Origin of the sequence: Glutamicibacter sp. BW77, assembly GCF_002332285.1 — a bacterium.
Lineage (GTDB): Bacteria > Actinomycetota > Actinomycetes > Actinomycetales > Micrococcaceae > Glutamicibacter > Glutamicibacter bergerei.
The window spans coordinates 50,212-63,718 of the sequence record NZ_NRGT01000060.1 but is presented as its reverse complement, the minus strand read 5'-3'; the positions used below and the strand labels follow the sequence as shown (position 1 = coordinate 63,718).

Here is a 13,507-nt window from a genome sequence, read left to right as displayed (position 1 = left end):
CAGACGGGACTCGTAATTCTTTCGAGAGGATCATTGACAATCATGGAAATCCGGATTGGCATTCAGAATGTAGCCCGTGAAGTCGTACTCGAATCCGAGCTGAGCAACGCCGAAGTGAATGAGCTCGTCTCCAAGGCGATCTCCGAGGGCAGCGTGCTCTCGATGAAGGATCCTAAGGGCCGTGAGGTGCTAGTTCCAGCAGCCGGAATCGCCTATGTCGAGGTTGGTCCCGAAGAGACCCGTCGCGTGGGTTTCGCCCACTAGATAATCTTTAGCTTCACCCTTCGTGGTCGTTCCAATATTTTGGGACGGCCACGAGGCGTTTAAGCGTGCTTCACATCACAGATCTGTGATAATCCTAGATATGTGACTAATCCACGGATTCATAGCCCTCGCAAACATGCCGCCGCTAACCTGGACGAGCTACTGCTCGCACTGGAAAAGGAACTCGAAGTTCCCGCGCACTTTGACCAAGCCGCGTTAGCCGCCGCCGAGGAAGCGGTGGCCAACTTAGCTCCTGCGCCTAATGACGATTCGGCACTCCCATTTTTCACCATTGATCCTGAGGGCGCCACCGATCTGGATCAAGCGATGTACCTTGAACGCGCCAGCGAAGGTTACGTGGTGAACTACGCTATCGCCGATGTTCCGGCGTTTGTGCAATTGGGCAGCAAACTCGATGAAGTCACCAGATCACGCGGCCAGACTTTTTACCTACCGCACCGCAAGATCAGCCTGCATCCACCGTTGATCTCTGAAGGTCAAGGTTCGTTGCTTGCCGGACAGGTACGCCGAGCCTTCTTGTGGCGCATCACCTTGGATCGCAGCGGCGCGATAACCGACGTGCAGCTAACCCGCACCATGATCAAATCCCGCGAACAACTCGATTACCACACGGCCCAACAAAAGCTAGACGATTCCCAGGGCGGCGAGCAGTTAGAACTGCTGGCAGAAATTGGCGCACTGCGCATCGAACAGGAACGCCTGCGTGGCGGTGCGTCATTGAACCTTCCAGATCAAGAAGTCGAACCGGAGACCAACGGTTACAAACTCGTCAGCGGTCACCCCTTGCCGCTGGAAGATTACAACGCGCAAATTTCCTTGCTCACCGGAATTGCCGCCGCACGCATCATGCTTGATCACGGCACCGGAATCTTGCGCACCATGCCCGCTCCAGATGAAAAAGATCTTGCCGAGTTTACCGAGCAGACCCGCCTACTTGGCTGCCCTTGGGACCAAAAACTCAGCTACGGCGAGTACCTGCGCACCCTAGACGTTAACGATCCGCGGCAGCTGGTCATTATGCACCGGGCAGCATCACTATTTCGCGGAGCCGACTACGACGTGATCAACGGCCAAGCCGAAGCGGACTTGGAGCAGGCAGCAATTGCAGCACCCTACGCACACACCACCGCGCCATTGCGCCGATTAGTGGATCGCTTCGTCTTGCTGTGTTGTGATTTACAGGCAAATGATCACCCAATTCCCGAGGAGCTCAACGAAGCCTTGGAACAGCTGCCAGGATTGATGCGTGAAAGCTCCATCGCGGCAAACAGAGTCTCCAACGCGGCCATCGATCTGATCGAAGCGTATGTACTGCAGCACCGTATCGGGGAAAAATTTGAGGCAATTGTTCTTCGCGAAGCCACCGGCACACACAATGGCGATCCCGAGCAGGGCGAGGCAAAAAGCCGCCCGGGCAATTTGCAGCTGGTCAGCGAACCGATCACCGGACAGTTCACCGGCAGCGCCAAGCCAGGCACCTTAGTGACCGTGGTGCTGCGCCTTGCCGATCCGGCCACACGCAAGATCATGTTCGACATTCTGCCCTAGACCCGCCAACCTACGGGAAACCGGTGTATACCGGCTATGCTTGGGCTATCACTATTTAGGATGCCCGGTCGCACCGTGCTGAACGACGAGAACAGTTTCGTGGTGACTTCCCAGCGGTCACCATTCCGACATCCGCCCTTGATGGCAGATGACGTGTATGACGCGATCGGCTCCGCTGGAACCGCACCGGTAAGGTGAGCGCCCCCTGAACGTTCAGGGCTGGCAACACACATGCCGGTGCCACAAATGAAACGAGAACACACACATCGTGACCGACACGACGCTATCGACCGAACAGGTCGAACTCCCCGAACCAATCGATACCGCCGAGGTTGAATTACCTAAGCAGACCTTCTCCGAGCTCAAGGTCCGCGACGACATCGTCGCTTCGCTGCTCGAAGCCGGTATTGAGTATCCATTCCCGATCCAGGCGCTCACCCTTCCGGTAGCCCTCGGCGGCAACGACATTATCGGCCAGGCTAAGACCGGTACCGGTAAAACCCTCGGCTTTGGTATTCCAGCTTTGCAGCGTGTCATCCGCGAAGGCGACAAGGGTTATGCCGACCTGCCATTCCCCGGTGCACCACAGGCACTGATCGTTGCTCCAACCCGCGAGTTGGCCATCCAGGTCGGCGCCGATTTGGCTCAGGCTTCGAAGCACTCGAACATTTCGATCACCACCATTTACGGTGGCCGCCCCTATGAAGAGCAGATCAACGCGCTCAAGGCCGGCACCGACGTGATCGTCGGTACCCCGGGTCGGCTCATCGACCTGAACCGCCAGCGTGTGCTGAACCTCAAGCAGATTAAGACCGTGGTCCTCGACGAGGCCGACGAGATGCTAGATCTAGGCTTCCTGCCAGATGTGGAACGCATCTTGGCCGCCTTGCCACCGGTACGCCAGGCAATGCTGTTCTCCGCCACCATGCCCGGCGCCGTCATCACCATGGCACGGCGTTACATGTCGCGTCCCACCCACATTCGTGCCACCGATCCCGGGGATGATGATTCGCTGACCAAGCGCAACATCCGCCAGCTGGTCTACCGCGCACACAATCTGGACAAGGATGAGATGGTCGCCCGTATGCTGCAGGCCGAAGGCCGCGGCAAGACGATCATTTTCACGCAGACCAAGCGTTCGGCTGCGAAGCTCACCGACGAACTGATCGATCGCTGCTTTAACGCGGGTGCATTGCACGGCGACCTGGGCCAGGGAGCCCGCGAGCAGTCGCTGAAGGCTTTCCGCGCAGGCAAGGTAGAAATCCTTGTCGCCACCGACGTCGCAGCCCGCGGCATCGACGTGGATGACGTCACCCACGTGGTCAACCTGCAGTGCCCTGATGATGAGAAGACCTACCTGCACCGCGTGGGACGTACCGGCCGTGCCGGTAACGACGGCATCGCCGTCACCTTCGTGGACTGGGATTCGGTACCTCGCTGGTCGTTGATCAACAAGGCGCTGGGCCTGAACGTCCCAGAACCAGTGGAGACCTACTCCTCTTCGCCACACTTCTTTGCCGACCTGGATATTCCTAAGGGAACCAAGGGCCGTTTGCAGCGTGCCAAGAAGACCGCACCAGCAGAGGGTGACGGCTCACCACGTCGCGAACGCAGTGACCGTGGCGAGCGCAGCAGCGAGCGCAGCAGCGAGCGCAGCCCGCGTCGTCGTAGCAGTGGTAACCGCAGCCGTACGCGCACCGTAGAAGGTCAGCAGCCGGCAGAAGATGGCGCTAACCGTCACGGCCATTCCAAGGGCAAGCAAGACCGCCCGGCTCGTGAAGGCGAACGCCACCGCCACACCAATCAGCCTGAGAGCCCGTCGACCGATGGTGCAGGCTCCGAGCAGTCGGCTAACGAACGTCGTCGACCACGCCGCCGCACGCGCAGCACCGAAGGTGGAACGCAGGACTAATAGGTTCTTAGTTTCTCTTCTTCTTCCGAAAGGATCGCGTACCAACGGTGCACGCACAACCGCACAATCCCGCTTTGCCTGAAACCGGTGCGCCAGCAGTAAATGCTGGCATGCCGGCTCAGGAGAACACCGTGTTGCATGGTGACAATATGAAGGCTTTGTCGGGGTTACCTGACGAATCTTTCACCCTGATCTATGTTGACCCGCCGTTTAACACCGGTAGGAAACAGACCCGAGCACAGCGCACCATGGTGCGCGCCGCCGAGGGCGAAGGTGACCGGGTAGGTTTTAAAGGCTTGTCCTACAACACCGAGCTGGGTTCTGCCCGCTCGTACCACGACAGCTTTGATGACTACCTCAGCTTCATCGAGCCCAGGCTTTTGCAGGCGTATCGATTGCTTGCCGAAGACGGCACGCTGTATGTGCATTTGGATTACCGCGAGGTGCACTACGTTAAGGTGTTGCTGGACCAGATTTTTGGTCGAGAGAACTTCTTGAACGAATTGATCTGGGCCTACGATTACGGTGCACGGGCTAAGAGCAGGTGGCCGGCTAAACACGACACCATCTTGGTCTACGTGAAAAATGTGAAAAAGTACCACTTCGATTCGGCGGAGGTGGACCGTGAACCATATATGGCTCCCGGTCTAGTCACCCCCGAGAAGCGCGCCTTGGGCAAACTTCCCACCGATGTGTGGTGGCACACCATTGTTTCGCCCACGGGCAAGGAGAAGACCGGTTACCCCACGCAGAAACCCGAAGGGATTCTGCGTCGGATTATCGCCGCATCCTCCCGTCCCGGAGACTGGGTGTTGGACTTCTTTGCAGGTTCCGGCACCACCGGAGCGGTGGCAGCTAAGTTGGATCGACGCTTCGTGTTGATCGATCAGAACCCGGAAGCCATCGAGGTGATGCGTTCCCGACTACCGGAAACCACCACCTACAGCGAAGCCTGAGATCCGCTTCCTGCATCAAGAATTCGTTGTAACATGTCCGGCTCGGTGAGATTCTCACCGAGCCGGTTCAGTTTTCCGGCCCCGTGATAGTCCGAGGAACCGGTGATAATCAGGTCATTTTTCTTGGCCAGAGAGGTCAGGAATTTCTTTCCTTCTTCGCTGTTGTCCCGGTGCTGAATCTCCACTCCGGCTAGGCCGGCGTCGATCATGTCGTGGAAAGTTTCTTCTGGCACCACACGACCGCGCAGGTTCGCCATGGGGTGGGCAAAAATCGGCACTCCCCCGGCTTCAAGAACTAAACGCACCGCGTCGCGTGGATCAATGGCCGGGTGAGAGACGTAATAGCGTGAACGCGAAGACAAGATATTTGCAAAAGCATCATTGCGGCTTTCCACTACCCCGGCGGTGACCAAGGCGTCGGCAATATGTGGTCGGCCCACCGTGGCACCCGGCTGGCAATGAGCGGAGACCAAATCCCAACTCACCGGGTAATCTTCGGCAAGTCGCTCGACAATACGTTGGGCGCGAATCACCCGTGAATTACGCGAAATTTCAAGTTCGTTGAGCAACGGCAGGTATTCCGGGTCTTGCAGATAGCACAGCAGGTGCACGCTGATCCCCTGATGATCCTGACAGGTGATCTCCATGCCAGGGATAAAACCCACGCCAAGCTTTTGCGCCGTCGCCCGTGCTGGGGCCCAACCGGCGGTTTGATCATGGTCTGTCAGGGCCACCACATCCAAGCCCGCCTGCGCCGCAGCCTCGATCAGCTCTTCGGGGCGTTGGGTCCCATCGGAAACATTTGAGTGGGTGTGCAGGTCAATTCGCATATGACTAGATTAGCGCGACCGGTGGCACTTTGCCCGGAGGCCCGAATCGGTGACACACTAAGAAGTATGACTAATCAAGTTTCTTCGCCTTCGGGCAATGACCAGCCGCTCGAAGATCGTGTCAACAATCGTTCCCAGCGTCCCACCTCGGATGTTTTCAAAACTTTCATGGCTTCGGCTTGGGCGCCAGACACCTCACCGCTTCCAGCAGAAGATCCTGCAGCAAGCTTCGCGGCCACCCGCCGTGCCGCGCTTTCCGCACAGTTCCCGGGCGAGCGCCTCATCGTTCCTGCAGGCCCAGCCAAGGTTCGTTCCAATGACACGGATTACCGTTTCCGCCCGCACTCGGCCTTTGCACACCTGACCGGGTTGGGCGTTGACCACGAACCAGACGCCGTACTGGTTTTGGAGCCTACCGATGACGGTGCCGGAGATCAGGGTGGCAACCACGCCGCGACGCTGTACTTCGCCCCGATGGCAGGCCGTGACTCCTCGGACTTCTACCTCGACTCCCGAGCCGGTGAATTCTGGGTGGGCCCACGTCCAACCCTTTCCACCATGTCTGCACGGACCGGAATGCCTACCGAGTCCTTGGACATGCTGGAAAATGCGCTCACTAAAAACTCTGGTCCACAGGCGCTAGGCGGCATTCGTCTGCGTCTGATGCGCGAAGTCGACCTCAACGTGGAAGCGTTAGTCGATACCTCCCGGATCAACACCGGACAAGATCTTGAGGCCAGCGACGCACTTGATAACGAACTCTCCGAATTCGTTTCCGAGCTGCGCCTGGTCAAGGACGAGTACGAGGTAGCCGAACTGCAAAAGTCGGTTGACGCCACAATCGCCGGATTCGAAGATGTAGTTCGCAACCTAGACGCGGCCATCGCCCACCAGCGTGGCGAACGCATCATTGAGGGCACCTTCTTCGCCCGCGCCCGTCTAGAGGGCAATGAACTGGGCTACGACACCATCGCCGCTTCGGGCAACAACGCGACGATCTTGCACTGGATCCGCAACACCGGTTCGGTCAGCGAAGGCGAAGTACTCTTGTTAGACGCCGGAGTCGAAGCAGAGTCCTTGTACACCGCGGACATCACCCGTTCCTTGCCGGTCTCCGGCAAGTACACCGAGGTGCAGCGCAAGGTCTACCAGGCGGTACTCGACGCGGCTGATGCCGCCTACGCAGCGGTCCGCCCGGGACTAAAATTCCGCGACCTGCACGTCATTGCCACCACGGTGTTGGCCGAACGTCTGCAGGACTGGGGCCTGTTACCCGTTTCCTTGGAGGAGGCACTGTCCCCCGAGGGCCAGCACCACCGTCGCTGGATGCCACACGGCACCAGCCACCACCTTGGCTTGGATGTTCACGACTGTGCTCAGGCACGCGCGGATCTCTACCTTGACGCGGAACTTGTCGAGGGCATGGTCTTCACCATCGAGCCGGGGCTGTACTTCAAGAACGAAGACCTCGCGATCCCGGAGGAGTACCGCGGGCTTGGCGTACGCATCGAAGACGACATCTTGGTTACCGCCGACGGTGCGGTGAACCTTTCAGCAGCGCTTCCACGCAAGCCTGAAGAAGTTGAAGCTTGGATGGCAAAACTTCGTAGCTAATCGCACGTAGCAACGTAGCAAAACGATGGGCGGTTCAGNNCTGAACCGCCCATCGTTTTGTTGTTCTTTAGCTCATGCGCCGGGGACAAAGTCATTCTGGCAACGTAAAAGCCCGCCATGAAATCACTCATGACGGGCTTTTACATTGCTGAAGTTTACTGCTGTTTTGATTCTTCTTCCGAAGACTTGGCTTCACCTTCCGGCTCGGCTGGCGCCTCGGCGTGTGGCTCGGCCGCTTCAGGCTTCACCGCAGGCTGCGCTACCGTCGGCTCGGCGGCTGCAACATCGGCGTTCTGCGGCTGCTCCGGGGCTGCCGGCTTTGGTTCGTCAACACGAACACCATAACGTGGGCGGCCATCGGGAAGATCATTAAACACGCTGGTTGGCACGGGCTGCGCGGCAGGAGTTTGGCCCGGTGCCTGCACACCATCGGTAGAGACCGGAGGCTGCGGTTGCGCCGGGGCTACCGGTGGCTGAACCGGTTGTACCGGCTGCTGCGCTGCGGAAGCCTGTTGTGGGCGCATTGGCAACTGGGAGGCCATCTGACGTGCGGCCTGAGCGTGCTCAAAGTCGACAACTACGTCGAAGCTCGTGGCGACAAACTTGCTTGAAGACGCGAAGTCACGCTTGCCGCGACGGGTGGAGTACGAGACCACACCGGCAATCATCCAGATCGCCATGCCTAGGCCGATAGCTGAGAGGATCTGGTACAAACCGTTTCCTGTGCCGCCAAAGAGTGAGAGCAACAATCCCACAAACAAACCCATCATGCCGCCCTGGGCGGCACCGGCCAACGCCACCTTAGGGTAGGACAGTTTTGCGGTCACCCGCTCTACGGTGCGCACGTCGTTACCGACGATGGTCACCGCAGATACTGGGAAGTTATTATCTGCAAGATAATCGACTAGTTTCTGGGCATCCAGGTAGCTGGTGTAGCGCCCAAGTAGTTCGCCACGGGGCAAACCGTTGGGGCTGATTGAATTTACTCCATGCGGCGAGGTCATACCTATATTGTGCACGCTCTTACTGTGAGAGGGCCTAGTTGCGCACTAACTATCGCTGAGGGTGAAAGATTGGGTCTCCTTCACGTGGCTCAGCACACCACTAACCGGCCTTTAGCACGCTAGGCTAGAACGGTGAGCGCACAAGTGTCTAAAATCTTTGTCGCCCGGCTACTCGGGCTGGATGTCTTCGACCCCTTAGGCGACCGTCTAGGTAGGTTACGTGACGTCGTCGTCGTTTCGCGCGGCCCGCAGAAAGCCCCAGCTTGTGTTGGTGTCGTCGTCGAGGTGCCCGGCAAACGTCGCGTTTTTGTACCCATGACACGAATCCAATCCATGGAATCCACACAGATCATCTGTTCCGGCCTGGTCAACATGCGTCGCTTCCAGCAGCGCGGGCAGGAAATGCTCGTCGTGGCCGAAATATTCGACCGTACGGTGACCTTCGTGGACGCCTCGGGCCGAGGACTCATTGAAGACGTCGGACTGACTCAGACACGACGCGGCGACTGGGAAATCAACGAGTACTACGTGCAGCGGATCGAAGCCACCAACACACTGTTGGGGTTGCGTAACCGACGACGCAATAAGGTGCTGGTTTCTTGGGAAGGTGTGCGTCACGGTGCGCAAAGCGAACCGCAATCGGCGGATAATTTCGTAGCCACTCACGATGAAATGAAGGCAGCTGACTTCGCTGACGCCCTGCATGAGATGACCGGTAAACGTCGCCTTGAGGTCGCAGCCCACCTGCAAGATGATCGACTCGCCGATGTGTTGCAGGAACTTCCGGACCGTGAACAGGTTGAAATCCTCTCCGCGCTGAGCCTTGAACGCGCCGCAGATGTGCTCGAAGAAATGGACCCGGATGACGCGGCCGACCTGTTGGCAGAGGTTTCCGAAGATACCAAACACCAACTGTTGGAATTGATGAATGAGGAAGAAGCCGAAGACGTGCGTCGTCTGCTGGCCTATCCGGAAGGTACCGCCGGCTCGGTGATGACCCCGGTTCCGGTGATCCTCACCCCTGAGTCCTCGGTAGCCGAGGCTCTGGCCTCGGTACGCATGGAAGAACTGAGCCCCGCGTTGGCATCCACCGTGTATGTGGTGCGCCCGCCATTGGAGACTCCCACCGGACGTTACTTAGGCCAAGTTCACATTCAGGCACTGTTGCGTGCGGCTCCCCCGGAACCGCTGGGCGATATTCTTGATAAAGAACTTGAGCCAATGTCTGATTTATCTAGCATCACCGATGTGGTCCGCCATTTGGCCACATATAACCTCACCTCGGTGGGTGTGGTCAATAATGAAGGTCGTCTCGTTGGTGCCATCACCGTCGATGACGTGTTGGACCACATTCTTCCCGATGACTGGCGCTCAGCGGACTAAGCCACTCATCTTCAGCATTTTCGATCGGTAGTAAAGGAGTTCACCCCATGGCCGAACAGCGCAAGAGCAACGGACTGGATACTCCTCTTTCGGCACGGAGTCGTTTCTGGCCGAAGTTCAATCCGGATCCAGACATGTTTGGTTCCGCGACGGAGAAGTTCGCCCGCTTCATGGGCACCCCGCAATTCCTGTTCTATATGACGATCTTTTGTGCCTTCTGGCTGGTCTGGAATACCGCGGCCCCCGAGGCATGGCGCTTTGACGACGCGGCGATAGGGTTTACCGCGTTGACCTTGATGCTCTCCTTGCAGGCCTCTTACGCGGCCCCGCTGCTGTTGCTTGCACAAAACCGTCAGGATGACCGTGACCGGGTCTCGGTCAGTGAAGACCGCAACCGCGCGGAACGAAACCTCTACGACACCGAGTACCTGACCCGGGAACTGGCGTCGCTGCGTTTGGCCATGCGTGATGTTGCCACCCGTGACTACGTACGTTCGGAGCTGCGTAATGTGCTCGAAGAACTCTTGGAAACCGCGGACGGCGAAGAGCTGCATCTGCGTGCCAAACGGAAAAATAAGCACAGCTCACCTAATACCGGTCTGATCGACACCGTTGATTCAAGCCGTTCCCAGCATCGGAAGGGCAATAACTAGTGACTGATTCGGCGGCTTTACGCCGTGCACTTGATACCGTCATCGACCCCGAGCTGCGTCGGCCCATCACAGAACTGGGCATGGTTGAATCTGCGCAGTTGAATGATGGCACCGCCCAGGTCAAAGTTTTGCTGACGATTGCCGGGTGCCCGATGCGCTCAACCATCGAATCCGACGTCACTACGGCGGTCGCAGCGGTAGCCGGGGTGCAACAGGTCGAAGTCACTTTAGGTGTGATGGATCCGCACCAGCGTGCCGAGCTGCGCGATCGACTCAAGGCCAAACGCACGGTCTTCTCCGATCCAGACTCGCTGACCCGAATCATCGCAGTGGCCAGTGGCAAAGGCGGGGTAGGCAAGTCCTCTGTCACCGCGAACCTGGCCGCAGCCATGGCGGCGAATGGGCTCAATGTAGGATTGATCGACGCGGACGTGCACGGCTTTTCGATTCCATCGCTGATGGGCATCACCCAGCCACCAACTCGTGTTGATGAGATGATCTTGCCTCCGGTGGCGCACGGGGTGAAGGTCATTTCTATCGGCATGTTCTTAGATTCAAACCAGCCGGTGATTTGGCGCGGCCCGATGCTGCACCGCGCGTTAGAGCAGTTCCTCACCGATGTGTACTTTGGTGATCTGGACGTACTACTTTTGGATTTGCCCCCGGGCACCGGAGACATGGCGATCTCCGTATCCCAGCTCTTACCCAATAGTGAATTGCTGGTCATCACCACCCCGCAATCCACTGCCACCCAGGTGGCCGAGCGCGCCGGGACTATCGCCTTGCAGACCAAACAAAAGGTCATTGGCGTGGTGGAGAATATGAGCTATCTCAGCCTGCCCGATGGAAGCAAGATGGAAATTTTTGGTACCGGCGGCGGTCAACGACTCAGCGAGTCGTTGAGCAGCCAACTGCAGTATTCGGTTCCACTGCTGGCGCAGTTGCCACTGGAAGAGGCGGTCCGAGTAGGTTCCGATCAAGGTGTCCCGGTGGTACTAAGCACCCCTGAATCTCCGGTGGCTCAATCTTTACGCGAGCTGGCAATTAAACTAGGACAGCGACCACGCGGACTTGCCGGGCGATCGCTGCCAATGTCGTTCTAATAAATCTCTAGGTTGCTTCGGTATCAAAGGGAGCTGGCTCATTGTTAGCCAACGGCTGCTGTTTTTGTGTAGCTATTGCCGTGCGTACCGGAGCTGCTTGCACCGCCGGGGATCCCTTGGCTGCGCTGACTGCGTCATCAAATTCATCGATAAGCGCTTCTTTGATAATGCGTCGTGGGTCGTATTGCCGCGGGTCCAGTTTGCGCCAATCTATATCGGCAACCTCATCGCCGACTTCTTCACGCAGCTGCTCTTTGGCACCGTTGGCCATCCTACGAAGTTCCTTGACAAGATTGGCCAGTTTTTTGGCATACTCGGGAAGCTTCTCGGGACCCAAGATGACTACTGCGAGTACGGCGAGAATGATGAATTCTCCGCCATTAATTCCAAATAACTCCACGTATGAAAGATTACCTTGTCGGCTTCAAATGGTCGAAATCACCGCGCCATGGCTGGTGACTTATGGTTTAGCCCTGCTGTGCGGTGCGCAAACCTAGTGGGATGCGCGGCAGGCTCACCGTCAGCGGGACAGGGTTTGCCGGGTTACGGTGCGCTAGAGCGTCACGCAACATTGCTCGGCCTCGGTGAATTCGTGAGCGTACGGTGCCTAATTTAACGTTGAGAATTTGGGAGACTTCTTCGTAGGAGAAGCCCTCCATATCGCACAACACGATCGCTGCGCGGAAATCTGGGGCGAGTGCCTTGAGCGCTCTGGCTACGTCCACGTCTAAGTTATTAAATTCAAAGTCCCGCTCGGGGGTGACCGCGCTACTAGGGAAACGGTCTTCGGCGCCTTCGGCAAAACGGTCAAAACGAATTTTAGACTTGCGGCGTGCCTGATCTAAAAACAAATTGGTGGTGATGCGATGCAACCATCCACCCATGGTGCCGGGAGTGTATTTTTCAAGCGCATTAAACGCGCGAACAAATGCTTCTTGTGAAAGGTCTTCGGCGTCCTGACGATTACCGGTCAAACGGTAGGCCAAACGAAAGACCTGCTGACCATGGTCTAAGACCATCGCATCCCATGAAGGGGTTTCGGTTTCGGGACCATCGGCGGAGGCGCTGAGCTGACTTCTAAGCGTATTCACTCTTCTAGTGTCACCCGGGAAGCTGAGCTGAAGCTAAGAATCCCCTGCGCGCAGGCCAGCAATTCGGCCAACATGCACCCCCAAGGTGGGTACGATGGTTCCCGGAGCAATCTACACTCAACCTACAAGGACCACACACTCATGCCATCGATGAATCCCGAACTCCTCGCTAGCTGGGGCTACAGCCAGAACCAGCTTCTTGAGCGCGATCATGTGCTCGCGGCCCGCGAACGTGCTGCGGATCTTGGAGTTGGCTGCATCGACCCGGCAGGTCGGTCCATGCTCACATTGTTATGCACGCTGCGCGCCCCACACAGCATCGTGGAGATCGGTTCGGGTGTCGGTGTAGCCTCGATGGCCATGCTTGAAGCCATGGGCGCCACCGGGACGCTGACAGCCATCGAATCTGACTTGGAACATGCTAATGCGATGCGCCAGGGCTTGCGCGATGCAGGCATCCTCTCAGCACGCGTACGCATCATCAACGAACGCGCTGAGAACGTGCTCTCCAGACTCGCTGACCACGCATACGATTTGGTGCTCATCGACGCTAGTGCCGAAAACCTCTTGGACTATGTGGCCGAAGCTAAGCGCCTGGTGGGTGCTGGTGGCGTTATTATCTTGAACAATGCTTTTGACGAGCACCGATTGGCTCGCCCAGCGGTAAGGCGCGCCTCGACCGTCGCTACCCGCGACGCACTTCGTTTGCTTCGCGAAGATCCGAAGCTCCAAACTCATCTTTTCCCGAGCGAACAAGGCTTATTCGTCGCTACGGTGATTGCCGGGCAAAAAGCGCGGTAGGCAAAATACCAAAACCCGTTAACGGGAAATAGCTAAGGACCGGTCCTCGAACCGGTCCTTAGCTATTTAAGTTTTATTCAGTGACCCCAACTAGACAGTTACGCAGTTCTGCAGCTTCTGCACTATTCAGCTCCACTACTAGACGCCCGCCGCCATCGATTGGCAACCGTAAGATGAGGCTTCGGCCCTCTTTAGTTACTTCCATCGGCCCGTCACCGGTACGTGGCTTCATCGCAGCCATATGAGCTGTTCCCTTCGTCCGTGGCTAACGCGCGCAACATGTATTTGCTTTGCGCACAACCCAATGTCTAAGTCCACCTTCTGCGA

General features: G+C 57.6%; 14 protein-coding genes. 9 read left to right on the top strand and 5 right to left on the bottom strand.

Going from position 1 to position 13,507, the window contains the following annotated elements:
* Window positions 1–42: 42 nt before the first annotated feature.
* From CIK74_RS09805 to CIK74_RS09790, 4 genes are all read left to right on the top strand, one after another.
* A complete protein-coding gene (locus CIK74_RS09805) occupies window positions 43–264 on the top strand; it encodes a DUF3107 domain-containing protein (protein ID WP_096255993.1) in 222 nt (73 codons plus the stop codon).
* A 102-nt stretch (window positions 265–366) separates the two neighbouring features.
* A complete protein-coding gene (locus tag CIK74_RS09800; protein WP_170947827.1) occupies window positions 367–1,833 on the top strand; it encodes an RNB domain-containing ribonuclease in 1,467 nt (488 codons plus the stop codon).
* Window positions 1,834–2,101: 268 nt separating this feature from the next.
* Window positions 2,102–3,745, top strand: coding sequence for a DEAD/DEAH box helicase (locus CIK74_RS09795; RefSeq protein WP_096255990.1), 1,644 nt, complete (start codon window positions 2,102–2,104; stop codon window positions 3,743–3,745).
* Window positions 3,746–3,855: 110 nt separating this feature from the next.
* Entirely contained in the window at window positions 3,856–4,701 is an 846-nt protein-coding gene (locus CIK74_RS09790; RefSeq protein WP_096256042.1) for a site-specific DNA-methyltransferase, read from the top strand.
* On the opposite strand, the gene CIK74_RS09785 is transcribed toward CIK74_RS09790, so the two are convergent.
* Complete coding sequence (locus tag CIK74_RS09785; RefSeq protein ID WP_096255989.1) at window positions 4,686–5,531, bottom strand: PHP domain-containing protein; 846 nt, start codon at window positions 5,529–5,531, stop codon at window positions 4,686–4,688. The genes CIK74_RS09790 and CIK74_RS09785 overlap by 16 nt on opposite strands.
* 66 nt (window positions 5,532–5,597) lie before the next feature.
* On the opposite strand from CIK74_RS09785, the gene CIK74_RS09780 reads away from it, so the two are divergent.
* Window positions 5,598–7,145 (top strand): aminopeptidase P family protein, encoded by a 1,548-nt coding sequence (locus tag CIK74_RS09780; protein ID WP_096255988.1) that lies wholly within the window; start codon window positions 5,598–5,600, stop codon window positions 7,143–7,145.
* A 155-nt stretch (window positions 7,146–7,300) separates the two neighbouring features.
* Here the strand turns inward: CIK74_RS09780 and CIK74_RS09775 are convergent, their stop codons facing one another.
* Window positions 7,301–8,149 carry a general stress protein gene (locus CIK74_RS09775; RefSeq protein ID WP_205738270.1) on the bottom strand — a complete coding sequence of 283 codons (849 nt, stop codon included), beginning with the start codon at window positions 8,147–8,149 and terminating at the stop codon, window positions 7,301–7,303.
* A gap of 132 nt (window positions 8,150–8,281) precedes the next feature.
* On the opposite strand from CIK74_RS09775, the gene CIK74_RS09770 reads away from it, so the two are divergent.
* From CIK74_RS09770 to CIK74_RS09760, 3 genes are read left to right on the top strand one after another with little or no spacing between them, the layout of a single operon-like run.
* Window positions 8,282–9,532 (top strand): CBS domain-containing protein, encoded by a 1,251-nt coding sequence (locus CIK74_RS09770; RefSeq protein WP_096255986.1) that lies wholly within the window; start codon window positions 8,282–8,284, stop codon window positions 9,530–9,532.
* A 47-nt stretch (window positions 9,533–9,579) separates the two neighbouring features.
* Window positions 9,580–10,185 carry a DUF1003 domain-containing protein gene (locus CIK74_RS09765; protein WP_096255985.1) on the top strand — a complete coding sequence of 202 codons (606 nt, stop codon included), beginning with the start codon at window positions 9,580–9,582 and terminating at the stop codon, window positions 10,183–10,185.
* Window positions 10,185–11,288 carry an Mrp/NBP35 family ATP-binding protein gene (locus CIK74_RS09760; RefSeq protein ID WP_096255983.1) on the top strand — a complete coding sequence of 368 codons (1,104 nt, stop codon included), beginning with the start codon at window positions 10,185–10,187 and terminating at the stop codon, window positions 11,286–11,288. The genes CIK74_RS09765 and CIK74_RS09760 overlap by 1 nt, the downstream gene beginning before the upstream one ends.
* Before the next feature lie 7 nt (window positions 11,289–11,295).
* Here the strand turns inward: CIK74_RS09760 and CIK74_RS09755 are convergent, their stop codons facing one another.
* The gene (locus CIK74_RS09755) at window positions 11,296–11,688 is read right to left on the bottom strand and encodes a sec-independent translocase (protein ID WP_096255982.1); all 393 of its coding nucleotides are present in this window, start codon (window positions 11,686–11,688) and stop codon (window positions 11,296–11,298) included.
* Window positions 11,689–11,755: 67 nt separating this feature from the next.
* Window positions 11,756–12,379, bottom strand: coding sequence for an RNA polymerase sigma factor SigE (gene sigE / locus CIK74_RS09750; RefSeq protein ID WP_096255980.1), 624 nt, complete (start codon window positions 12,377–12,379; stop codon window positions 11,756–11,758).
* 141 nt (window positions 12,380–12,520) lie between these two features.
* Between sigE and CIK74_RS09745 the strand changes: the two genes are divergently transcribed.
* Complete coding sequence (locus tag CIK74_RS09745) at window positions 12,521–13,180, top strand: class I SAM-dependent methyltransferase (protein WP_170947826.1); 660 nt, start codon at window positions 12,521–12,523, stop codon at window positions 13,178–13,180.
* A 73-nt stretch (window positions 13,181–13,253) separates the two neighbouring features.
* Here CIK74_RS09745 and CIK74_RS09740 read toward each other — a convergent pair whose 3' ends face one another.
* Window positions 13,254–13,421, bottom strand: coding sequence for a DUF3117 domain-containing protein (locus CIK74_RS09740; RefSeq protein ID WP_096255978.1), 168 nt, complete (start codon window positions 13,419–13,421; stop codon window positions 13,254–13,256).
* Between the last annotated feature and the right edge of the window lie 86 nt (window positions 13,422–13,507).

Bases quoted from the DNA above. Each gene is read 5' to 3' on its own strand.
- CIK74_RS09745 (WP_170947826.1), top strand. From the start codon at position 12,521: ATGCCATCGATGAATCCCGAACTCCTCGCTAGCTGGGGCTACAGCCAG.
- CIK74_RS09740 (WP_096255978.1), bottom strand. From the start codon at position 13,421: ATGGCTGCGATGAAGCCACGTACCGGTGACGGGCCGATGGAAGTAACT.
- CIK74_RS09805 (WP_096255993.1), top strand. From the start codon at position 43: ATGGAAATCCGGATTGGCATTCAGAATGTAGCCCGTGAAGTCGTACTC.
- CIK74_RS09785 (WP_096255989.1), bottom strand. From the start codon at position 5,531: ATGCGAATTGACCTGCACACCCACTCAAATGTTTCCGATGGGACCCAA.
- CIK74_RS09790 (WP_096256042.1), top strand. From the start codon at position 3,856: ATGCCGGCTCAGGAGAACACCGTGTTGCATGGTGACAATATGAAGGCT.
- CIK74_RS09765 (WP_096255985.1), top strand. From the start codon at position 9,580: ATGGCCGAACAGCGCAAGAGCAACGGACTGGATACTCCTCTTTCGGCA.
- CIK74_RS09775 (WP_205738270.1), bottom strand. From the start codon at position 8,149: ATGACCTCGCCGCATGGAGTAAATTCAATCAGCCCCAACGGTTTGCCC.
- CIK74_RS09780 (WP_096255988.1), top strand. From the start codon at position 5,598: ATGACTAATCAAGTTTCTTCGCCTTCGGGCAATGACCAGCCGCTCGAA.